The sequence below is a fragment of the Parabacteroides timonensis genome (genome assembly GCF_900128505.1).
Lineage (GTDB): Bacteria > Bacteroidota > Bacteroidia > Bacteroidales > Tannerellaceae > Parabacteroides > Parabacteroides timonensis.
Genome location: NZ_LT669941.1, coordinates 4302619 through 4325544, shown reverse-complemented (window position 1 = coordinate 4325544; position 22926 = coordinate 4302619). Strand labels below are relative to the sequence as shown.

Genomic DNA, 22926 nt, shown 5'->3' with positions numbered 1-22926 from the left:
TATGGATGCTTATTTAGACATATTGAACAAGAGAGAGATCAAACCGACGGCTATCCGCCTGCTTGTATTAAAAGCAATGATGGAGTTTGAACGGGCCTTTAGCCTGCTCGACCTGGAGAATTATCTGGATACGGTAGATAAATCGACCGTGTCGAGAACTATCAACCTTTTTCTCGATCACCATCTGATTCATTGTATCGACGACGGATCAGGCTCGTTGAAATACTCGGTATGTGGCGAAGATTGTAATTGTTCGATAGAAGAACTGCATGCGCACTTTTATTGCCAGAAATGTCACAGGACCTTCTGTCTGCGGAATATTCCCGTCCCAACCGTACAGCTACCACGTAATTTCACCCTGGAAAGTATCAACTACGTGTTAAAAGGTTGCTGCGAAGATTGCTCAAAATAGACAAAGACATTATCTTTGCGGTCTGTCTTCCCGAATATTACGAAAATACAGGTGAAGACAAAGCAACCATTAAAGTATAAAACAGATATGGAACATCCATTAAGTATTTACAACACGCTCACAAGAAAGAAGGAACAGTTTATTCCGTTGCATGAACCCCACGTAGGCATGTATGTCTGTGGACCGACGGTTTACGGAGATGCGCATCTGGGACATGCCCGTCCGGCCATCACATTCGACCTGTTGTTCCGTTATCTTACTCATATAGGATATAAAGTACGCTATGTACGCAACATAACCGACGTTGGTCATCTGGAACATGACTCCGATGATGGCGAAGACAAAGTAGCGAAAAAGGCCCGCCTGGAACAATTGGAACCGATGGAGGTGGTACAGTTTTATGTAAACCGTTACCACAAGGCGATGGAAGCTCTTAACGTCCTTCCTCCCAGCATCGAACCACATGCTTCCGGTCATATCATCGAACAGATCGAGCTGGTAAAGAAGATTCTCGACAACGGATATGCTTACGAAAGCGAAGGCTCGGTTTATTTCGATGTCGAGAAATATAATAAAGATCATAATTACGGTGTTCTTTCCGGCCGTAATATCGAGGATATGCTGAACACGACCCGTACACTGGACGGACAGGAAGAAAAGCGTAATCCGATCGATTTTGCTCTTTGGAAATGTGCACAACCGGAGCATATCATGCGCTGGCCTTCTCCGTGGAGTAATGGTTTCCCGGGATGGCATTGTGAATGTACAGCCATGGGTAAGAAATACCTCGGAGAGCATTTCGATATCCATGGAGGCGGTATGGACCTGATTTTCCCGCATCACGAATGCGAAATCGCGCAGGCTGTGGCTTCACAGGGTGACGATATGGTTCATTACTGGATGCATAATAATATGATCACGATCAACGGCCAGAAGATGGGTAAATCGTTGGGGAACTTCATCACGCTGGATGAATTCTTCTCAGGCGATCACAAGACGCTCAGCCAGGCCTATTCGGCCATGACGATCCGTTTCTTTATCCTGCAGGCCCACTATCGCAGCACGGTAGATTTCAGCAACGAAGCACTGCAAGCTGCCGAAAAAGGATTGAGCCGTTTGATGGACGCTTATAATCATTTACAAAAACTGACCGCTTCGGAGACTTCGACAGTAGATGTAAAAGACCTTCGTAAGAAATGCTACGATGCACTGAATGACGACCTGAACTCTCCGATCGTTATCTCTCATCTGTTTGATGCCGCCCGTGCTATCAACTCGGTAAAAGATGGTAAGGAAACTATTTCTGCCGAAGACTTGAAAGAACTCCAGGAAGTATTCCATACGTTCCTTTTCGATATCTTAGGAATGAAGGACGAAGCAGCATCTGCCGGAGGCGATAGTTATGAAACATTCGGTAAAGCGGTAGACTTATTACTTACGATCCGCCAACAGGCAAAAGCGAACAAAGACTGGGCGACTTCCGATAAAATCCGTAATGAGTTAACAGCTATGGGATTTGAGATAAAGGATACCAAGGACGGAGCAGAATGGAAGTTAAGTAAATAAGCAGGATATGACGATCAACGAATTTCTTCAGGGCGACAAATTTGCATTATTTGCCGGAGTTGAATTATTAGAAACGGGCAATGGTTATGCCAAAGCCCGCATGGAAATAAAGCCGATGCATCTGAATGGAGGTGGCGTCTGCCAGGGTGGAGCTATTTTTACACTGGCCGATCTGGCCTTTGCCGCGGCTACTAACAGCCATGCACGCCTTACGTTATCCATCACCTCCAATATTAACTTCTTCAAAGCGGAAAGCAAAGGATTCCTCTATGCCGAAGCAAAAGAAGTGTTCAGCCACAAAAGGCTTGCCAATTGTGAGGTCAATATTACGAATGAAGCAGGCGACCTGATCGCTACATTCAGCGGCTCCGGATACCGGAAGGATACGGAGTTGCCGTTTGAGCCGATAGAATAAAAAAGAGTTTCTATATAAATACAAAAAGTCCCGGCATACAACCGGGACTTTTTCTTTGAGAATTATTCATACCGCAACGACCGTGCAGGTTTGCTAAGGATTGTTTTAGCAGTCTGCCAGCCTATGGTCAACAAGGAAATCACACACAACAAAATTACCGGAACCAGGAAGAACCAGGTTTTCCAGTCGGTACGGAAAGTGAAATGACTCAGCCAGCCATCCATTACCCACCACGACAAAGGAAGGGCGATGACTATCGCAATGCCGATCAGGATAAAGAACTCGCGTCCCAACTCGTAGAACAGCTGTATTTTTGATGCACCCAACACTTTACGAATGCCCATTTCACGGACACGGGTCGAGCAAGAGAACATCACCAAGACCCAAAGTCCCATACAGGAAATAAAGATGGCCAGTATGGCAAAGAGGGCAACGATCAAGCCGAACACTTCATCCTGACGATATTGCTGGTCGAAGAATTGGTCGAGGAAGAAGTAATCGTAACTGGAGTCGGGGAAATAACGGTTCCAGGCAGACTCCGCCTGTTTCACCAATTCACGGGGATTACCGTTTTCCATTACCACAGAGATGTAGCGTTGCTTCATCCAACTCAACTTATCATGCAAGGCAAACAAGATAGGCGTGTAATCCTTATTCAGGGATTGCTGATGATAATCTTTCACCACACCGATAATCTGCATCGGCTGGTCGACAGTCTCTACAGAAAGACGTTCCCCGATGGCAGCATCGGCAGAAGCAAAACCCAACGTACGGACGGCAGCTTCATTCAAGACGATATTATAAACATCTCCTCCGAAATCTTCGGCAAAACCACGGCCGGCAACAAACTTCAAATCATACGCATCCAGGTAATACACATCGCAGTTAAGCATTTCCAACAACCGGGTTTGCTTCGTGGCATCACTCAGGCGAACGATAGAGAGGAAATCGGTGACCTCCGTTCCCGGAACAGCTCCGGAGACAGTTACATTTTTCACAGATGGCAAAGACCTCAACTCTCTTTTCATTGCCTCCAGTTTTGTAGACAACTCCTCACAATGGGCCGGAAACTTTAACACCAATGTTTGATCCACACGAACCCCCAGCGAAGCATCCCGCATAAACTGCAGCTGTGCATACACAATCAGCGTTCCGCAAAGCAAGGTCAGCGATGCCGTATACTGCAATACAACCAGTACCTTGCGTGTAATCGTTGCATTCTTCGTATGGGTAAACTTTCCTTTCAACATCCGGATCGGTTTAATGCCGGAAAGGATTGTGGCCGGATAGAAGCCAGACAAAAACACTCCCAGCGCAAAAATAAGTAACAGCATCCATCCCAGCGATGTAGTTACCCATACGGAGAAACCCAGATCACGACCGGTCAGATTATTAAAAGCAGGCATCAATGCTTCCATCAGCCCGATAGCCAGGATAAAGGCAATCCCATTCGTCACCAGCGACTCGAAAAGGAATTGTGCCACAATTTGCCGGCGTCCGGCTCCCGAAGCGCGGCGTATGCCGATCTCTTTCGCACGTTCCATCGAACGGGCCACCGTCATATTGATATAATTGATCCAGGCAATGCACAGGATAGCCAATGCCGTACAGATCAATACCAACATAGAAGAACTATTACCTTTTGTCTCCGGTTCATACGCTTTTTGAGGTGTCAGGTGGATATCGCGGAGGTTGGTCAATTCGATTGCCCACGTTTTATTTTTCAACGCCTCCTCCGTTTTATATTTCTCCGCCATAGCAGGAAAGGCCTCTTCCACCTGCTTCTTCAGGTCAGCCGATTTCAGTAAGACGTATGAATAGACTTCGTGACGATACCAGTATTCATCCATCCACTTCGGAAGCGTTTCATATGAAATCAGCATACTGTAACGCACATGCGAATTAATAGGCATGTCTTTCATTATGCCGGTCACTTCGCAGGCCTCTTCACCGATATTACTCCGGAAGATCAGTATTTTTCCAATCGGATCGGCTCCTTTGAAATATTTACGGGCGATACGTTCAGTAATCACGACCTTATTCGGTCCGGCCAGGCAGGTGTTTTTGTCACCCTTCAGCAGTTCGAAGTCAAAGAAGTCGAAGTAGTTCTTTTCCGCATATCCGATGTTTGTTTCACGATACAAGAGTTCGTTATATTTGACGATCTGTTCCGGATAATACTGGCTGCCAACACGGGTATAGTCTTCCACAGCAGCCAGATTACGTTTCATGGCAGTGGCATAGCCGGCGGAACTGGAAGCCCAGTTATCGGTCAGTTCACCATTTTCGTAAAAGCGAGCCTCTACACGGAAAATACGGTCGGCACGGCTGTGCATATTATCGTAGCTATATTCGAAAGCTACATAAGTCAGGATCAATAGGGCCGCCGCCATACCGATTGCCAGACCTGCGATATTGATCGCACTGAAGCCTTTTTTCTTTGTCAGGCTGCGTAAGGCGCTGTTCCAATAGTTTGATAAGATCATATTCGTTATTGTCTGATTTAATGTCTCTCTTCCGATACGATCTTTCCATCCAATAAATGAATCACCCGGTGGGCATATTTCGCATCCCGCTGCGAGTGGGTAACGATCACGATCGTCGTCCCCTGCCGGTTCAGTTCGCTAAGCAACTCCATTACTTCAACACCGTTGGTCGAATCCAGGTTGCCGGTCGGCTCATCCGCCAGGATCAGGTTACAGTCCGTCACCACGGCACGGGCAATAGCCACACGCTGCTGCTGACCACCCGACAACTGCTGCGGGAAATGACCGGCACGATGGGCGATATTCATGCGTTCTAATACTTCCATCACTTTCTTTTTACGCTCGCTCTTCTTTCCATTCAGATAAACAAGCGGCAGCTCCACATTCTCAAAAACACTCAGTTCATCTATCAGATTAAAATTCTGGAAGACAAAGCCGATATTCCCCTTGCGGAAAGAAGTAAGCTGGCTTTCGCCCATCTTATCGATCTCCTTATCATTGAAGTAATATTTACCGGAAGTGGGCGAGTCTAATGTACCCAGGATATTCAGCAAAGTGGATTTACCACAACCCGAAGGCCCCATGATAGCTACAAATTCGCCTTGCTTTATCTCGAGGCTGACTTCATTCAATGCTTTGGTCTGTACATCTTCAGTTGTGAAGAGCATAGACAGGTTCTCTGTTCTAATCATATAGTTTTCTGTTTTATAAATTATTCACTCCTTAATATATACATCGGTTTCAGGCGAATGATACGCCACACCTGGCGAACCACCGTCAAGAAAGCAATAAACATCAGTAAAGCAAAAGCAACGGCATACACCCACCAGGGCTGCAAGATATGAAACGCATAACCTTCCAGCCAACTGTTCATTAAAAACGCGGAAACAGGAATACCAATCACGGAGGCCAGTACCGTAAGGAGTAATAATTCACGCGTCAAAACTACAAAAAGATTTGCTTTCCCGGCTCCCAACACTTTCCGGATACCGATTTCTTTCACCCTCGCCATTGTGGAGAAGAACGTCACTACCCATAATCCCAAACAAGCTACAAATACAGCCAACAGGGCGGAACAGGCAAACATCCAACCAAAGTTCCTGTCATCTTTATACTGGTGATTGTTAAAATCATCGAGGAAGAAATAAGAGAACAACGAAGTCGGGAAAAAATCACGATATGTTTGTTCGATCTCCGCCAATCGTGTGGCATCGATCTTCCCATCCATCTGAAGAGAGATATAAGGTGTCCCGATAAACGGCACCCGTTCTTTAATAAAGAAGATGATCGGTTTATAAGGAACTGCCAGCGATTGCTGGTGATAATTTTTTGCCACCCCAATTATCAGCAGTGGCTCCTCCACTACTTCCATAGTGAGTTGTTTCCCCAAAGCAGCTTCGCTGGACGGGAATCCAAGCAGACGGACAGCTTCTTCATTCAGGACGACTTTATTAAGTTCATCCCCGTATTCTTCAGAGAAACCTCTTCCACAAACCATTTCAGGCGAATAGGTCGGCAGATAATCGTAATCGACGGCAAACATCTGAATAAGCTTCACATCGGTCGGATCGCTCCCATACGGACGATTAGTGAAGTAGTTGGCCACCTCCACACCCGGTACAGCACCGGAAACGGTCACTTGTCGCATATATGGTTTCTGTTTCAGTTGCTTCTTAAAACTCTCCATCTTTACCGACATTTCATCGGTAAAAGATGGATATTTCAATACCAGTATCTGTTTAAAAGAAGCAGAAGCCGTTTCATTTTGCATATAACGTACTTGGCTGACAACTACAAACGTTCCCGTTATCAGGATAAACGAAGCTACGAATTGTACAACGATCAAAGCTTTCCGTATCGCATTTCCTTTCCGGCTATGCAACAATTTTCCACGCATAATATCCGAAGGGCGAATACCTATCAACAGACAAGACGGATATATCCCGATAAATAATGTTCCTGCCGCAACGACCGTTCCCACAATACCCCAGAAACCCGGTTGCAACAAGGTGTTCGCTCCAAAATCCTGCCCGGCCCATGTATAAACGAAAGGAAGCAGAACCTCCAACCATCCGAGGGCGATCAGAGCTGCCAGTAAATTCACAATCCCGGCTTCTATCAATCCCTGGAAAAGCATCTGTTTGCGGGAAGCACCAAACGCCTTTCGGACACCGAACTCTTTTCCACGTTCAAGGAAACGGGCAACCATCAGATTCAGTGCATTCACCCAACCGATCAAAAGCAAGGCAACAGCCATTACAGAAAGAATATATACAGCTGTACGACTGCCTTTCGCTTCTTTCTCATACGACTTCTGCGGAGTCAGGTGGATATCTTTCAATGGGATCAACTCGACCCGCCAAGTCTTATGTTTCAATGCTGAAGTCTTATATTTATCGGAGATCGCACGGAAAGCTGTTTCAATTTCTTCCGGACTTTTTCCCGGTTCCAGGCGGACATACGTATAAACGCCATGAATATACCAGATATCCTGTCGTTCTTTAGGAATGGTAGCGTACGAAAGCAGGAAATCATAATGCAGATGCGAATTGGCGGGCATATCTTCAATTATGCCTGTGACCTCAAAGTTCTGCTCTGCCGTAGCCGTACGGAAAGTCAGAATTTTACCCAATGGCTCCCCCCCTCCGAAATAACGATGGGCGGCACTCTTTGTCAAGACAACCGTGTTGGGACGTTCCAACTGGCCTTCCTTCTCCCCTTTTATCACCGGAAAATTGAACAGTTCAAAGAAAGAAGGTTCGGCATAACAATACCGGTCCTCAGCAAACTGTTTATCCTGATAAGTGACTACCTGTTCCCGGTCTTGTGCCGTCAACCGTACAAACTTCTCAATGCCTGGAATTTCCCGGCTCATGGCCGGAGCATGCCCGAAGGAGGTCGTCGCCCAGTTGTTGGTCAGTGTTTCCCCATCGTACAGGCGACTTTCCACCCGGTAGATGCGATCCCCGTCGTGAAATGTATCATAGCTCAGTTCGAAACGGACATAGAGCAGAATCAACAGGGCAGCGGAGATACAAACGGATAAGCCCAATATGTTAACCACAGAAAGTGACTTTCGGGCCCGCTGGCTTTTTATGACTTGCGACAGGTAATCCATACTTTTATTTGTTTATTATCTGATTATCAAACGTTCATTCTCACCGAACAATTCATAGCCGGAGATAATCACCTTCTCACCAGGCTTCAACCCTTCGGTTACTTCATAATACTGCGGGTTCTGACGGCCGATCTTCACCGGACGACGACGGGCAGTCGTTTCATCTTCATCCACCACATACACATACTGGCCACCGCTTGCCTGGTAAAAACTACCACGGGGAACCAGGATAGCCTGTACCGGATCACCCAGTTGCAAATTAAGGTGATAGGTCTGTCCGGCACGTATATTCTCAGGACGGTCTGCTGTAAAATGCAGGTCTGTACGGAACTGGCCTTCGCGCACTTCCGGGTATACTTTAGTCACTTCCATATTGAACAATTTACCTTCGCGTTCAAAGCTGGCAGGCAGGCCCGGCATGACACGTTCCACATAATGTTCATCTATCTTGGCTTCCACTTTCAGTTCCGGAGTAATGACCTGACCGATCCGTTCTCCCTGAGCGATAGACTGTCCGATCTGGGCTTCCAGGTTTCCTAACTGACCACTCACCGGAGCTTTCACTTTCAGGTTTTCCAAACGTTCACGTACCAATGCCAGGCTGCGTTTCATATTACGGATATTCTCATCCAGACTTTCCAACTGGCTACTACGGAACAGGTCGTCCTGTTTGATGCGCTGGTCTACTACATCCAGCTGGTCACGTGCTGCATCATAATCCTCTTTCGCCTGCAGATAATCTTCACGGGCTAACAATTGTTTGTTGTAAAGACGCTCGTACTGCTTATAGCGGCGTTCCTTTTGGACTAATTCTTTACTAAGACCGATTCGATCCTGTTTCAGACGAAGATGTTCCTGTTCCATACTCAGGCGTGTATTACGAAGTTCGTTTTCCTGATAAGCCAGGTCAGCTTCACTTTGCAGGATACCGATATTCAATAATGGATTACTCAGTCGGAGAATTACATCTCCGGCTTTCACCTGTGCACCCTCTTCAATCAGGCGCTCTTCCACGCGTCCTCCCTCGATAGCATCCAGATAAATGATACGATCAGGAATCACCTGGCCGATTACGCGAATATAGTCATTAAATTCTCCTAAAGTGACAGAAGAAATGGTCAACCGCTCTTTATCCACCTTCATGGAAGAAGAGGTATCGCGAAAGATAAAATAGAGAATACAGATAACGAGGAATATTCCTCCTGTCATTGCGTAAATATGTTTCTTCTTCAAACGGGATTTCCGTTCGACCGGGGTATCCATGTTGTTGTTCATAGTATATTATTGTGTTTATTTTATTCCTAAAAATGATCCTGACTGATAGAATCGCACCATCCGGTCTTTCAGGTCATATTGCAATTGTGTCCGCATCAGCTCTGCTTTTGCCAAGATATAAAGATTTCGCTTTTCCATCAGTTCGAATACGGAGATCAGGCCTTCCTCCCATCGTTCCTCATTCTCCTTTAAGGTAGTGGTGGCGGTACGAAGTTGCAGTTCTGCCTGCCAGTGTTCCTGTGCAGCAGCCTGTAAAGACAGACAAGCATCTTCTATTTCCTTATATAAGGAGATACGTTGCTGATCGTTATCGTTCCTTATTTTACGAAGACGGAAACGTTCTTTCCGTACCGAAGTGAGGCGTGACAGTCCGCTGAATATCGGAATAGAAACACGGACTCCAATATATTTATTCAGATTATTCTTCATCTGATCGCCAAAAGAGGTGATATGCCCTTGCGCATCCTTCTCCGTATCATAATAGCCGGAATAAAGGCTGAACTCGGCCCGGATGGAAGGAGAAAAAGCCCCCGAAGCAATTGCCAACGACTTACGGGAGGCCTTTTCCCGCAAATCCATTATACGGAACTGGGGCAAAGCCTCCTCCGATTGCAGATAAACATCTTCTGCCGAAAAATCCTGTATAAGGGGTATTTCCCGGGCAGTAATTTCATCCCCACTGATCGCCAGCGTGTCCGTCCCTCTCATCTGCAACAACTCTTTAAGAGCCAGTAACGATAAACGACAGCTATTCTCTTTCACCGTTTCCTGATAGATATCAGACTGCAACCGGGCTTTCACTTCTTGCAAATCGGAAGGGGCACGTAGACCCAATTCAACAAATTCCAGCATCTGCTCATGATATCGTTCACTTAGTCTACGCTGTTCGGAGGCCAGTTCATACATCTTCTTTTCAAAAAGAAGGAGATAATAGGCATCCATCACTTCAAACGCGATCCGGTTTTCTTCCACTTTCTCCGTCAGGCCGCTGATCTGCTGGTTCAGGCGGGTAAACTGTGCACGGTTTACACGGGTGAAACCATCGAATACCGGCAAAGAGATATCCAGTCCCATCGTGCTTTCAAGAAAAGAGGAAGAGGTGTACATATTTGTCTTAGGATCGACGGAGCGTCCCAAACGTTTTCCCAAAGCGCCCGTCGTACTCACTGAAGGCAGAAAGTCGCCAATAGCAGCTGTAAAATCTTCACGGGCAATGCGGGTATCGAGCCTGCTGTTTTTCAGGCTGACATTCCTCTCTATGGCATATTGCATACAGGAATCGACCGTCCAGACAGCCTGGGCATGCATCTCCGACACATAGCTTGCAAGCAACAGACAGGCAAGCCTTAATCCATATTTTGTTGTTATTTGTGTTTTCATCATGTAAATGAAGGAAGCAAAAGGCGTGCCACATTTATAACAGACAGATTTTCAATGGATATAAAAAGAAAAGGATTTTCAAGTGTCAAAATATTTGACGCCCGATTGTCAAATATTTTGACGGTCTGTTAGAAACACATAAGAAAAGACGTAGTTCGTTCAGAACTTGGTTATTTACGGCGGTAAAGGTAATAAATATTGGCAATTAAAAACAATCTAACATCAAAGTTATCAAAGAATAGAATAAAATAAAACATTAAAAAAAACATCATTTAGTCCTCAGAAGAGTACCGTACTGGTATATCATCACAAAAGTATTCAAAAGAAAATACATGTGATAAGGAGCAAACTGCCAGAGTTCCAAACAGATTGAAGCTATACGTAGCTTAATAATCAATAAAGGTACTAGAGTTCTGAACGAACTCATTTAAATTGATAGGACATACTCCAAAAGCCTCCTGAGATACACAGGAGGATACATTATCCAATAATAAAGAGAGTGTACTCCGTATAATACATTCAATTTTAGGCTCTTTACATACCCAAATTGCACTCTGCTTCTACCGCAAAAAGGATGGAAGTTTATTAGTAAAATAGACATTTAAAAAAAGACTGGAATATGAATAAAAACGAATTGATCCAATACGTAACAGAATACACAGGATTAAAGAAAAAAGACGTGAGAGCTGTATTGCAATCAATACTTCAGGCATCTACAAAAGCATTGCAAAAAGACGAACCTGTCACAATGATCGGTTTCGGAACATTCCACCCCTGGAAACAAACCAGCCGTCCGGCCAGGAATCCTAAAACCGGAGAACCAGTCATGTTAGCCCCACGTACATCGGTTAAGTTCCGTGCCGGATTAAAACTACTGAAAGATCTGAATAAATAAGTGTCAAATATTTTGACGCTCGCTTGCAAAGTATTCCGGAAGCGGATACCTTTACGAAAAAATAGATCGTATGCAAGCAGGAACAGTTCTTATAGTAGATGATAATAAAAGTGTACTGACGTCACTCGAATTATTGCTGGAAGACGAATTCGAACGGGTCGAAACCGCATCGAACCCCAATAAGATACTTTCAGTACTCGATACTATGCCTGTCGATCTCGTTATCCTTGACATGAATTTCTCTGCGGGTGTCAATACCGGCAACGAAGGCCTGTTCTGGCTTCGTCGCATACAGGAGATCGTACCCGGCCTGCCTGTTATCATGCTAACAGCTTACGGAGACGTGGAGCTAGCAGTAAAAGCACTTAAAAGCGGAGCAACAGACTTTGTTCTCAAACCGTGGGACAATGACGTACTACTGGAAAAGATACATACGGCATTGCAAGCTGCTTCCCTTCCTCCCCGTACCTCCCGCCCATCCGAACCGGCTATGATCATCGGTCACTCTCCTATTATGATGAAACTGATCAAAGTAGTGACCAAAGTAGCAAAAACAGATGCCAACGTACTAATCACCGGCGAAAATGGAACAGGAAAAGAAATGCTGGCTCGCGAAATACATCGCCTGTCCCTCCGCAGCCGCGGGGAAATGATCAATGTCGATATGGGTGCTGTCAGCGAATCATTGTTTGAAAGCGAGTTGTTCGGACATGAGAAAGGCGCCTTTACCGATGCCCGGGAAAGTCGTCCGGGGAAATTTGAAGCGGCCAACGGCAGTACTTTGTTTCTGGATGAAATAGGCAACCTTCCGATCGGTTTACAGGCTAAATTACTGGCAGTCCTCCAGAACAGGGAAATCACCCGTCTGGGAAGTAACCGGAAAATCCCTGTCGACATACGCCTGATAGCAGCTACCAACCGGAATTTGCCGGAAATGGTCGAACAATCTTCATTCCGCGAAGACCTGTTTTACCGTATCAACACCATACAGATAGAAATTCCTCCTCTCCGAAACCGCCGGGAAGACATTCCCCTTTTTATCGATTATTTCCTGAAAAAATACACCGTTCTTTATAAGCGGACCGGACTGACTCTTCATCCACAAGCGGCAAGTAAACTCGAAGCATACGACTGGCCGGGAAACATCCGCGAATTACAACACACGATCGAAAAAGCCGTTATCCTGGCTGAGAAGAACATAATCCGCGCCAGCGACCTGTTCATCCGTCCCGGAAAAGCAATATCTTTTACTGAAGTACCCAATCTCAGCGAGGTAGAACGCAAAGCGATCGAAACTGCCATCACCCAGAATGACGGCAATCTGACTGCGGCAGCCGAACAACTGGGAGTAAGCCGGCAAACCCTCTACAACAAACTGAAACGATTTAACCTGTGAAACGCATGTTCAGCATACGTATTTATATACGCATTATCTTACAGGTTACACTCATTCTCATTGTGGCCGGGATAGGTGTTGCAGGTATCATCAGTGGAAAAGCGATCATTCTGGGTACGGTAGCTGTATTTATCGCGGCATGGCTGGCCGGACTACTCGTCTATTTTCTCAATACCTCCAACCGTCGGATACAACTCTTTCTGGATGCCATTGAAGACAATGAATCGATGCTTTATTTCCCCGAGAATACCGGTAGCGAAGAGCAACGCCGTCTTCACGCAGCCTTCAACCGGATCCACCACCTAATGACGGAAAATAAACAACGGGAATTCGACCGCGAACTTTACCGGAAAGAATACGAGTCGTACGACAAGCTGATGCACGTACTGACACATGAGATCATGAATTCGATCGCCCCGATCGTATCCCTTTCCGGTACGCTTCTCTCCTATTTCCAAACGAAAGGAAATGCCAAAAACAGCGATGAGATCAGCGACGCAACCATCCGCAAGACCATCCGTGGACTGGATACGATCAAAAGCCAGGGGCAAAGCCTGATGAACTTTACCGACTCGTACAGACAACTTGCCCGGCTGCAACAACCCAAACCCAAACCTTTCTCGCTGCCTCACCTGATAAGAAACATCGAAATGCTGTTTCATTCGGACCTGCACCGCTTACAGATACAATTCTCGATCGACCTTTTCCGCGAAGAAATAGAGGTCAACGCCGATGAAGAACTACTTTCACAGGTACTTATAAATCTGTTGAAGAATGCCATGCAGGCTCTGGAAGGACAAGAAAACGGAGAAATATCATTGAGCGTGAAACAGCTACGAACAACGACCTATATTGAAGTAAAAGACAACGGCCCGGGTATTCCTCACGACATATTGGAAGATATTTTCGTACCTTTCTTTACAACCAAAGAGACAGGAACAGGCATCGGCCTCAGCCTCTCACGACAGATTATACGAATGCATGGCGGCGAGTTGCAGGTAAGTTCCCGCCCCTATTTCGAAACATTGTTCACAATTTCCCTGCCACTAACGCCTGGGAATTTCCACACGTGAAGTAAGCGGATAGCGCAACCCCTTGGATGATTTATAATAGACCTCCGCAGCCCCGATCTTCAGTTTAGCCCGTATCTTCACAGGGATATGGTTTTCGTCATCACCGATCCATAGCTCGGCAGCCGCTTTACTTTGGGTAAATGCATCATCATAGATATCTATAAAGAAATGGCGGGTACGATACTTCAATGTTTCATTACGTTCTACAATCGCTTGCCCGGTATACCGGAAACTGATATTAATACGGTCGCGCCCGATCGCCACATGAAAGGGGAATTCATCTCCTTGCTTCATCTTTTCCCAATCCAGCGAACGAAGATACATGGTAGCTCCCAACATATCAAACATATACTGTTCGGAAACGAGCATCGTATCGATCTTGGTCCGGCTGGGTGTATAACGGTGGGAATGGACAGATGTCCGTCCGTTATCGTATGAAAACGTCAGATCATCTATCAGATAATAATCATTCTCATTCACACGCTTCTCGCTCCTGAGCAACACCATCTCGGGAGAAAAATAACAATCGATCGTATCACGCATCGGAAACACCTTTTCAAACATGCCCGATGTACGGAACAGCAGGTTATAATGATAAGCCTTCTTCCCTTCATAGTGGGCATCGTGCACCGACAAAATAGCCTGTCCGGCACGGGGCATCAATAGCCCCCATTTGAAATACAACTCATATTGTACCTCTTCTCCGGCTTTGAACCGTTCTTTTACCGGAATCACCTGTGCGTCGACTATTCCCGGAAGTAACAGCAATAAGGTGACCACCAACAGGGCCACCGCCTTAGAACGGCATGCTGCTACGGCCGCTATTGCTGCTCGAAGAAGATTTCTGCTGCGATTCATCTTTATAATTTCTTTTCTTCTTGGTTGCCTCTTTAGGCTTATTCTTTGTTATCTCGAGCGGTTTCTGTTTAGCCCACGGAGTTTCTTTCACATTCCATGTTTCTTCGACTCTCCAGTTCTGCATCACCTCATATTTTTTAGGTGAATAATAAACCTCTTCCGGTTGACGCTTTTCTGCATAATTACCGGTATCCCACTTGCCGTTCCCGTTAAGGTCGACTACCAGACGGGCATAATATTTATCCGGTTTCAGATCCATAAAAAGGGCGCCACCGTTTTTCACCTTCGATTTACGTATAGGGGCATCACTACTGTTCAATAGTTCGACATAAGCAGTAGTATCGACACCTACAATATTGATATATAAATGCCCGTATTCATCTTCTTTCTTGATCTTGAATTCACCGGAGAAAGGTTCGTTCCATTTATCGTAAATACTGAAGATTGTCGCCGAATCTACTTGCAAGCGATATTCCTCCCCGTATTTCCACGGACGGCGGATAAAGTAATTCAAACTATTTGTTGAGTCCGGGAATAATTGGAACTCGACCGGAGTCCATACCGTGTCGACCTTCTGATCGAGATAGAACAGTTCTTTTTGCAAATCGAGAACCGGCTCGCTGAACGTAACGGATATCGTATCGAACAGATCCATCGACGTCGGTGCATCTACCTGCATACCCAGGAACACGATTGGTTCGGGTTCGTCATCTTTCTTCTTTTTCTTCTTTTCCGGACGACGGCGCATCACAAACTGGAGCGTATCGGTTTGCGGACGCAGTATATTCAGCGAATCGCTCTTCGGATAAGACAACTCGACTTTCAATGTATCCTGCTGCCAGACTTGCGGATCGGTCAACCAGTAATTAACAGTCGCTCCACCTTCCGTTTCCTGCATAAAATACCAATCGGGATTCTCCGGAGTAAAATTAAGCGGACGGGGAAGCGGCACCGTATCCAACGGAGAGTTAAAACGTACTACCAAGAGATTTTCCTGCTGACGTTCCGGTTTTAACAGATACTGGCGGACAAAATCCTCTTTAAACAGACGCAACTCGATATTATCCGGGAAATAACGGGTATAAGCTACCGTCTTGATCGTATCGATCGTCAAGCTATCCTTCCAAAGCGTATCCTGACGGCTGGTCAGTTCGAAGGAAGGGATAATGATCGAATCGTTGAAAGCTATTTCTTCGCCCGGCTGGTCGAACTTATAGTCGCGGTTCACGTCATTCAGACCGAATATACGATAACTGCCGGGGGAGATATTACGGATCGTAAACTCTCCCTTATCATTCGTACGGGAAGTACGGTCGAACGGTAGCTTCACGAAAGCCGAATCTTCCAGGTTCTGATGCAGACCGATTGTGATACCGGGCATCGGTTCCAGATTCTCGGCATTCAACAGAATACCCGACACTTCCAGGGTATCGATCTTATCTCCGGTCGAGAAAGCAAAAGAGAAGTTCTCGAATACATTCTTCTCATTATTGTCGGAGATCGAGTTTGTAAAGTCGATCGTATAAGTTGTATTCTCTTTCAGCGTATCTTTCAATTCGACAATCACCTTTTTTCCCGCAGCACGGATCACCGGCAGTTGCATCTGCGGTGGTGTGATGATCACATTCTCGGAGGGCTTATCCAACTGCACCAACTCATCGAACAGGATCTCGATCCGTTTTCCCTTATAATTCGTTTGGTTCGGTGCAGGAAGGCTGCTGACATATTTAGGCGGGGTCTCGTCGTAAGGACCTCCGTTCGGAGATGCCATATTCGCGCACGAATACATCGTGACCAACAGAAATATCCCACAAACAGCCAGCAGTAAATCTCTTATATATCTATTTCCCATTCAATTGCTTTTTAATCAGATGGCAAAAATAGGGAAAAATCCCGTGACTAATCGTGATATTACGCTAAATAAGAAATCTTTGCATTTTCTTCGGAATTACCCTATCGAAAAAGCGTAAAGGTACACGTATGCTCTGATTCTATTTTCCGGCTTCTTTTTGTGTAATGACCAAGCTTTCCGTTTGACCTAAAAAGCCTCCGACATCGATGATAAGGGTTCTATTGTAAGGATGTTCGTTTTTCACGATGTCGACCTGGAGGTTCCCCTCTTTATTCTTTAGAATTTTAAACCAGTCTCCTGCCAAGGTATCCTTATAAAGGATAACATCTTTCACCCGGTCATCCGAATATTTATAAGTAGTATTATACAAAGTCGAACTTTTGCCGTTAGCCTGCGTCTGACTCCGCAACACATACCAAGTTATCTTATCGGCTCCCACCCCGACAGTCACACTGTTACTAGAGGGGCTGACATTCACACTGTGCTGTTCTAAGTTAATCACAGATAGTCTTCCGGGGGCTTCTATGGTATCGTCACAGCCTATCAGGCAAAAAATGCAGATGAGAAAAAGAACAATCTGTTTCATAACGCGACATTTATCAGATTAAACAAAGCTATACGCCACCACTTGAATGACTTGTGGCGAATATAGCAAATTAATCTCATTATACAAGCCCCAAAACATCATTATTAATCAGAAAGTTCGTGTGTTTTCATAGTGTTTAATGTTTCAGATAACGAAACCCGATCCGACAATACAAACATTTCTTTTTTTCGCAATACTCCCGCTTCAATTGAATAAGTGCCTGGCTATCGCCGGCATGGCAGACTTTGATTCCTGCCGAAGCGAATCCGGTTACAACTGTATTCTTTTCCGGTGGAAGTGTTTCGAGGATACGAATGGCACGCTCGCAATATTCTGGATATTTGTTTCTCACTCCGTAAGCAAACATCACCGGAACGACTGTATTTATCAAGAGGATACATAAAGAATTCTCACCTACCGGCTTATCCTTCTTCGCCGAAACGCTTCGGAAATGGTAATGCGTCTCCCAATAACCGGAAGGACGAACCCGAAAACACTGCTTAATCTGTCCGACATTTCCGGCATCCAGGATCACAGAGAACAGCGTATCGTATTGTACCCAAATGGAAGCCAGTTGAGCCAATTTCAGATATGGGAAATTGACCGGACGGGTACGTAGGCTCTTAAACTGCGAACTATCCAAAGGCGTCAATCCGAACTTATGCCGCAGAAAGCGGTATTCCCTCTGAAGCAACCGGTAATAATGACAATCTCCCGGCTCTTCCAGCATACCGGCCTGCCCGAACAACAACGCTTCAATCTGTGAATGGCTGCTACGCTGCTTTTGGATATACCGAAGCGGTAAGCTTTTGGCCAGACGCTCGAAAATATCGTTATTCACTCCAAAGCCGAAATTACGGGTTAAAGTAATATAAAAGACTTCGTTCCAGTCATTATCATACTGATCCAGCAAACGAAATACATCGGCCGTTTTCCGTTCCAGCCGTTCACTCAGCAGGGCACCCAGCCAGGACGTTATATGAAAAGATTCTATCTGAGGAATATAGCCTGCACAAGGCAAAGACACATCACGATATAACAACCAGTCGATATTCTGTATAACCGACTCCGGCACTGCCAGTTGCATTTGCGGAATAAGCTCCCCGTTTGTCCGAAAGACTATGCAGTCGGAAACCTCCACAATATGAAGTATAACGGCATCATAGGCTTTATCTTTATCATGGCGATGAAGTAGCCAATCGGAAGCTTTTGTATGGATTTCAATACCTCCGACCCATAATGTGTTATCAATTTTAACCTTTGCATTGAAGAAGTCCGGACCGGCATCGGTGTTTGGTATTCCCGGATCGATTACGGATACTGAATAACCGTCAGTGGTAAAAAGCGGAGTTGTCGAATACAGTCTGTATTTCCAAACATAATGTAATAAACGTTCCATATTATTTTCAGAGTTAAGATTTATGCCACAAATCTAATTCATTTTCTTTATATTTGCACCCTTGATGGCTAAGTTATTAGCCCTATTTATTCATTTTATTCTGAAAAGATATGAAGATTGCACTTATCGGCTACGGCAAGATGGGAAAAACCATCGAACAGATTGCATTAAATAGAGGGCACCAGATCGTCTCTATCGTAGATATAAACAACCCGGAAGAATTTCAGTCAGACAATTTCAAGAGCGCAGACGTAGCCATCGAGTTTACTACTCCGGCAACAGCTTTCGACAATTATATGAAGAGTTTTGCGGCAGGCGTTCCGGTCGTTTCCGGTACCACCGGCTGGCTCGACCGTATCGACGAAATAAAGGAGAAATGTGCAAAGGAAGGCAATACATTCTTTTATGCATCCAACTTCAGCATTGGCGTAAATATTTTTTTCGCCCTCAACAAACACTTGGCAAAGATCATGAACAATTTTCCTTCGTACGCTATCAGTATGACGGAAACACACCATATTCACAAATTGGATGCCCCCAGCGGAACAGCCATCACGCTGGCAGAAGGTATCATTGAAAACGTTGACCGGAAAGAACGCTGGACACTGGAAACAGCCGAACAACCGACCGATCTGCCTATCCATGCTATCCGTGAAGGAGAAGTTCCGGGTATACATGAAGTCACTTACGAATCGGACGTCGACTATATCAGCATTAAACATGATGCAAAGAGCCGTGCCGGTTTCGCCCTCGGAGCAGTGGTTGCAGCCGAATTTACTGCCGGGAAGAAAGGTTTCCTCGGTATGGATGATATGCTTAAATTTTAATTCCACAGAAGTCTACAAATGAAAAAGTTTTCCAAGAAACAATGGATCAAGTTCGGCATTTCTGCCGTATTGTATATACTCTTTTCAATCTGGATGCAGAACCTTTGGTTGCTGCTGGGGTTGATCGTACTGGTAGATATTTTCCTGACACAATACATTCCCTGGGGAGCATGGAAGCGGTCGAAGAACCCGGCTGTGCGCAATGCATTGGAATGGGTGGACGATATCCTGTTTGCCTTGATCGCTGTCTATTTCATTAACCTGTTCATTTTCCAGAACTATCAAATACCGAGTTCTTCGCTTGAGAAGTCATTGTTGGTAGGCGATTATCTGTTCGTAAGTAAACTGAGCTACGGCCCACGTGTTCCGAACACCCCGTTGTCGTTCCCGCTGGTACAAAATACCTTGCCGTTCTTCAACTGTAAATCTTATCTAGACTGGCCTGAATGGGGATACAAACGCGTAAAAGGTTTCGGTCATGTAAAACGCAACGATATCGTAGTGTTCAACTTCCCTGCAGGCGACACAGTTGCCCTGAAAGTGCAAAACCCGAGTTACGACGAACTGGTCGCCATGTCGGGACGCGACCGTATCTGGATGGATAAAAATACATTCGGTGATGTGATATACCGTCCGGTAGACAAACGCGAGAACTATGTGAAACGTTGTATCGGTATGCCCGGCGACACGATCCAGATTCGCGACAACCAGGTTTATATCGATGGGAAAGCCCTTAAAAACCCGGAAAACATACAGTTCAACTACTATGTTGAAACCGATGGTTCACCGCTCACAGAAGAACAGTTCCGCCTTCTGGACGTAAGCAAAGACGATCGGATGATCGCAAACAATAGCGGATATTATCAGGATTACCTGTCTTTCCTGGGTTTCACCCCGAATGCCAACGGACAATACAATATGGTTTACCGGATGCCTTTAACTCCGAAAGCCCTCGCCATCGCAGAGAAACTGCCTTCCGTAAAGAAGATCGTTATCGAGCCGGATGCACTGGGCGGAACCACTTATCCTGCCTGGTATGAAACAGGTTGGACGCGCGATAATTTCGGCCCGCTGTGGATACCGAAAAAAGGAGCGACCATTCCTCTTACAGAACGTAACCTGGCTTTATATGGCCGTTGCATCAAAAACTACGAGAACAATACACTGGAAGTCAAAGACGGCAAAGTCTATATCAACGGCCAGCCGGAAACAAAATATACCTTCAAATACGACTATTACTGGATGATGGGCGATAACCGTCATAACAGTGCCGACAGCCGTTCGTGGGGATTTGTTCCGGAAGATCATATCGTAGGAAAACCGATCCTGATCTGGTTGTCGCTGGATAAAGACCGCAGCCTGTTCGACGGTGGTATCCGCTGGAACCGTTTGTTCCGGATGGTGCACCCCGATTAAGTGCAGTGCCGCACCTTACCGCGTGTGGTTGTCGCGCATTACCGTGCGCATCGATCGCACTTGGTAAGATGCGGTGCCTGCGCAAACAGACAAGAACAAAAGAATCGGATCTATGGCAAAACGTTCCTTCATATCTGTAATGGGATGGCTGGCAACAATTGTGTTGCTGGTGGGGATCGTAATGGCAGTCCGGCATTTCTGCATGGAATCTTTCCATGTATCCACCGACTCGATGGAAGTGGCTTTGCACAAAGGAGATTATATCCTTGTCAATAAACTTCCCCTAAAAGATAATCCGGGACGTAACCGGGTAGCGTTGTTCTGCAGTCCATTGCTAAAAGACACGGTATTGAAACCGTTATTCCTCAGCCGTTGCATCGGAATGCCCGGTGATACGATCCGGATCAGTAATGACGGATACCGGGTAAACGGGAAGCTGATACCCCATTCTCCCCGATCACTCAATACGTATATCGTAACGCAGGAGGCAATGGATGAAGTTCTGACTACACTGAAAAAACTAAATATTCCACTCAGAAACCTGAAAGAAGAGCCATTCGGTATTTCCTTCAGTCTGACCTCTTTCGAAGAATATCAGTTACGTGAAGAATTGTCGGAAAATGCAAGTGTTCGTTTCCTTAAGAAGCCGATGGAAAGCTACGAACTGATCGTTCCGCAAAAAGGAAGAGCTCACCGCCTGGATGACGCCGCTCTCACCGCCTGCCGCGAAGCGATCCAGACAGAAGCCGGTGAAAAAGCTGTTTTTCGTGATGGTAAACTATTCCTCGACGGACGTGAAGCCGCTTTCTTCTTCTTCGATCAGGATTATTACTGGATGCTTTCAGACAATGCCAATGAAGCAGTGGACTCCCGTCATCTCGGATTTATTCCCCGTGACCATATCATAGGAAACGCATGGCTCTGCTGGTACAGCAAAGACCGGCAACGAATTTTTAAACCTATAAACTAACATGCAACCAGTATATATTTCTTCGGCCTATCTGGGCCCCGTACAACAATATTGTAAGCTCCTCCAATTCAAAGAAGTCCGGATCGAAACGGGCGAAAACTATCTGAAGCAAACGTATCGTAATCGGTGTACGATAGCTGCAGCCAACGGGCCTTTATCATTGTCCGTCCCAATCGTTAAGCCCGATACATTGAAATGCCTCACGAAGGATATTCGTATATCCGATCACGGCAACTGGCGCCATCTGCACTGGAACGCATTGGTATCGGCCTATAATATGAGCCCGTTCTTTGAATATTATGAAGAAGATTTTGCTCCGTTCTACGAAAAGAAATTTGAATACCTCTTCGACTTTAATGAGGAATTAAGGGAATTGGTTTGCCGCCTGTTGGATCTGCAGGCAGATATTATATATACGGAAGAATACAGCCCGGAAGTGCCTAACGATTATCGTGAGATCATCCGTCCGAAACACGAAGGGGAAGATCCCGCCTTTCTCCCGAAACCCTATTACCAGGTATTCCGGGATAAATTCGGATTCCTCCCCAACTTAAGTATCGTAGACTTACTTTTCAATATGGGACCGGAAGGAATTCTGATCTTACGCGATTCCATCCGCCATCCACAGTAATTACTTGTTCAAGTCTTCAAACAGGAACTTACCAACGCTGAATTTCACACTCAGACGTTTTGGTATTACAACCACTTCACCTGTTTTCGGATTACGTGCCGGACGGCTACTTTGTTCTCTTGGAGAAAGAGTTCCAAAGCCCTTCAACACTATCGGATCTCTCTGGCGAAGAGCTTCAGTGGCTACTGAACAAAAGGCATCCAACATAGCGTTAACATCTTTCTTGTTACAACCACTTTCTGCAGCTATGGCAGCAATTAAATCTGATCGTTTCATTTGCTTTTATAAATTAAAGTACAACCTTTTTTTAAGAAAACTATTTCTTTGGTGAAAAAAACCAGGATTAGTTGAATATTAATGGATACAAACGT

General features: G+C 45.5%; 20 protein-coding genes. 10 read left to right on the top strand and 10 right to left on the bottom strand.

From position 1 onward, the window contains the following. The first annotated feature begins 1 nt into the window (after position 1). The 3 genes from BQ7394_RS24625 to BQ7394_RS24615 all read left to right on the top strand — a co-directional run bounded on the left by BQ7394_RS24625 (position 2) and on the right by BQ7394_RS24615 (position 2393). A complete protein-coding gene (locus BQ7394_RS24625; protein ID WP_082212172.1) occupies positions 2-412 on the top strand; it encodes a Fur family transcriptional regulator in 411 nt (136 codons plus the stop codon). An 87-nt stretch (positions 413-499) separates the two neighbouring features. After that, complete coding sequence (gene cysS / locus BQ7394_RS24620; protein WP_075559807.1) at positions 500-1978, top strand: cysteine--tRNA ligase; 1479 nt, start codon at positions 500-502, stop codon at positions 1976-1978. Positions 1979-1985: 7 nt separating this feature from the next. Beyond that, positions 1986-2393, top strand: coding sequence for a PaaI family thioesterase (locus BQ7394_RS24615; RefSeq protein ID WP_075559806.1), 408 nt, complete (start codon positions 1986-1988; stop codon positions 2391-2393). Between the two features lie 62 nt (positions 2394-2455). Here the strand turns inward: BQ7394_RS24615 and BQ7394_RS24610 are convergent, their stop codons facing one another. From BQ7394_RS24610 to BQ7394_RS24590, 5 genes are read right to left on the bottom strand one after another with little or no spacing between them, the layout of a single operon-like run. Then, positions 2456-4879, bottom strand: coding sequence for an ABC transporter permease (locus tag BQ7394_RS24610; protein ID WP_075559805.1), 2424 nt, complete (start codon positions 4877-4879; stop codon positions 2456-2458). A 17-nt stretch (positions 4880-4896) separates the two neighbouring features. Beyond that, positions 4897-5571 (bottom strand): ABC transporter ATP-binding protein, encoded by a 675-nt coding sequence (locus BQ7394_RS24605; RefSeq protein WP_075559804.1) that lies wholly within the window; start codon positions 5569-5571, stop codon positions 4897-4899. Between the two features lie 20 nt (positions 5572-5591). After that, entirely contained in the window at positions 5592-7997 is a 2406-nt protein-coding gene (locus BQ7394_RS24600; protein ID WP_075559803.1) for an ABC transporter permease, read from the bottom strand. 15 nt (positions 7998-8012) lie between these two features. Next, positions 8013-9260 carry an efflux RND transporter periplasmic adaptor subunit gene (locus BQ7394_RS24595; protein ID WP_075560234.1) on the bottom strand — a complete coding sequence of 416 codons (1248 nt, stop codon included), beginning with the start codon at positions 9258-9260 and terminating at the stop codon, positions 8013-8015. A gap of 27 nt (positions 9261-9287) precedes the next feature. Beyond that, entirely contained in the window at positions 9288-10655 is a 1368-nt protein-coding gene (locus BQ7394_RS24590) for a TolC family protein (protein ID WP_075559802.1), read from the bottom strand. 616 nt (positions 10656-11271) lie between these two features. On the opposite strand from BQ7394_RS24590, the gene BQ7394_RS24585 reads away from it, so the two are divergent. The 3 genes from BQ7394_RS24585 (at position 11272) to BQ7394_RS24575 (ending at position 14016) form a co-directional block, all read left to right on the top strand. Continuing rightward, positions 11272-11547, top strand: a complete 276-nt coding sequence (locus BQ7394_RS24585; protein ID WP_075559801.1) for an HU family DNA-binding protein — start codon at positions 11272-11274, stop codon at positions 11545-11547. Positions 11548-11617: 70 nt separating this feature from the next. Beyond that, on the top strand, positions 11618-12943 hold the full coding sequence (locus BQ7394_RS24580; RefSeq protein WP_075559800.1) for a sigma-54-dependent transcriptional regulator: 1326 nt from the start codon (positions 11618-11620) through the stop codon (positions 12941-12943). A 5-nt stretch (positions 12944-12948) separates the two neighbouring features. After that, positions 12949-14016 carry a sensor histidine kinase gene (locus BQ7394_RS24575; protein WP_075559799.1) on the top strand — a complete coding sequence of 356 codons (1068 nt, stop codon included), beginning with the start codon at positions 12949-12951 and terminating at the stop codon, positions 14014-14016. Here the strand turns inward: BQ7394_RS24575 and BQ7394_RS24570 are convergent. The 4 genes from BQ7394_RS24570 to BQ7394_RS24555 all read right to left on the bottom strand — a co-directional run bounded on the left by BQ7394_RS24570 (position 13990) and on the right by BQ7394_RS24555 (position 18711). Then, positions 13990-14874 (bottom strand): DUF3108 domain-containing protein, encoded by an 885-nt coding sequence (locus BQ7394_RS24570; RefSeq protein ID WP_087880622.1) that lies wholly within the window; start codon positions 14872-14874, stop codon positions 13990-13992. The two genes, BQ7394_RS24575 and BQ7394_RS24570, sit on opposite strands and share 27 nt — an antisense overlap. Further along, entirely contained in the window at positions 14813-16726 is a 1914-nt protein-coding gene (locus tag BQ7394_RS24565) for an Ig-like domain-containing protein (protein WP_075559797.1), read from the bottom strand. Before BQ7394_RS24565 ends, BQ7394_RS24570 begins: the two co-directional genes overlap by 62 nt. 139 nt (positions 16727-16865) lie before the next feature. Further along, positions 16866-17312: a hypothetical protein gene (locus BQ7394_RS24560; RefSeq protein WP_075559796.1), complete on the bottom strand. Its 447-nt coding sequence runs from the start codon at positions 17310-17312 to the stop codon at positions 16866-16868. A gap of 136 nt (positions 17313-17448) precedes the next feature. Next, positions 17449-18711 (bottom strand): DUF2851 family protein, encoded by a 1263-nt coding sequence (locus BQ7394_RS24555; protein WP_075559795.1) that lies wholly within the window; start codon positions 18709-18711, stop codon positions 17449-17451. A gap of 110 nt (positions 18712-18821) precedes the next feature. On the opposite strand from BQ7394_RS24555, the gene dapB reads away from it, so the two are divergent. The 4 genes from dapB to BQ7394_RS24535 all read left to right on the top strand — a co-directional run bounded on the left by dapB (position 18822) and on the right by BQ7394_RS24535 (position 22555). Then, positions 18822-19538 (top strand): 4-hydroxy-tetrahydrodipicolinate reductase, encoded by a 717-nt coding sequence (gene dapB / locus BQ7394_RS24550; protein WP_075559794.1) that lies wholly within the window; start codon positions 18822-18824, stop codon positions 19536-19538. Positions 19539-19556: 18 nt separating this feature from the next. Continuing rightward, on the top strand, positions 19557-20954 hold the full coding sequence (gene lepB / locus BQ7394_RS24545; protein WP_075559793.1) for a signal peptidase I: 1398 nt from the start codon (positions 19557-19559) through the stop codon (positions 20952-20954). A gap of 112 nt (positions 20955-21066) precedes the next feature. Continuing rightward, the gene (gene lepB, locus BQ7394_RS24540) at positions 21067-21924 is read left to right on the top strand and encodes a signal peptidase I (RefSeq protein WP_075559792.1); all 858 of its coding nucleotides are present in this window, start codon (positions 21067-21069) and stop codon (positions 21922-21924) included. A gap of 1 nt (position 21925) precedes the next feature. Next, the gene (locus BQ7394_RS24535) at positions 21926-22555 is read left to right on the top strand and encodes a WbqC family protein (RefSeq protein ID WP_075559791.1); all 630 of its coding nucleotides are present in this window, start codon (positions 21926-21928) and stop codon (positions 22553-22555) included. Here BQ7394_RS24535 and BQ7394_RS24530 read toward each other — a convergent pair whose 3' ends face one another. Beyond that, on the bottom strand, positions 22556-22831 hold the full coding sequence (locus tag BQ7394_RS24530; protein ID WP_075559790.1) for an HU family DNA-binding protein: 276 nt from the start codon (positions 22829-22831) through the stop codon (positions 22556-22558). Positions 22832-22926 lie beyond the last annotated feature (95 nt).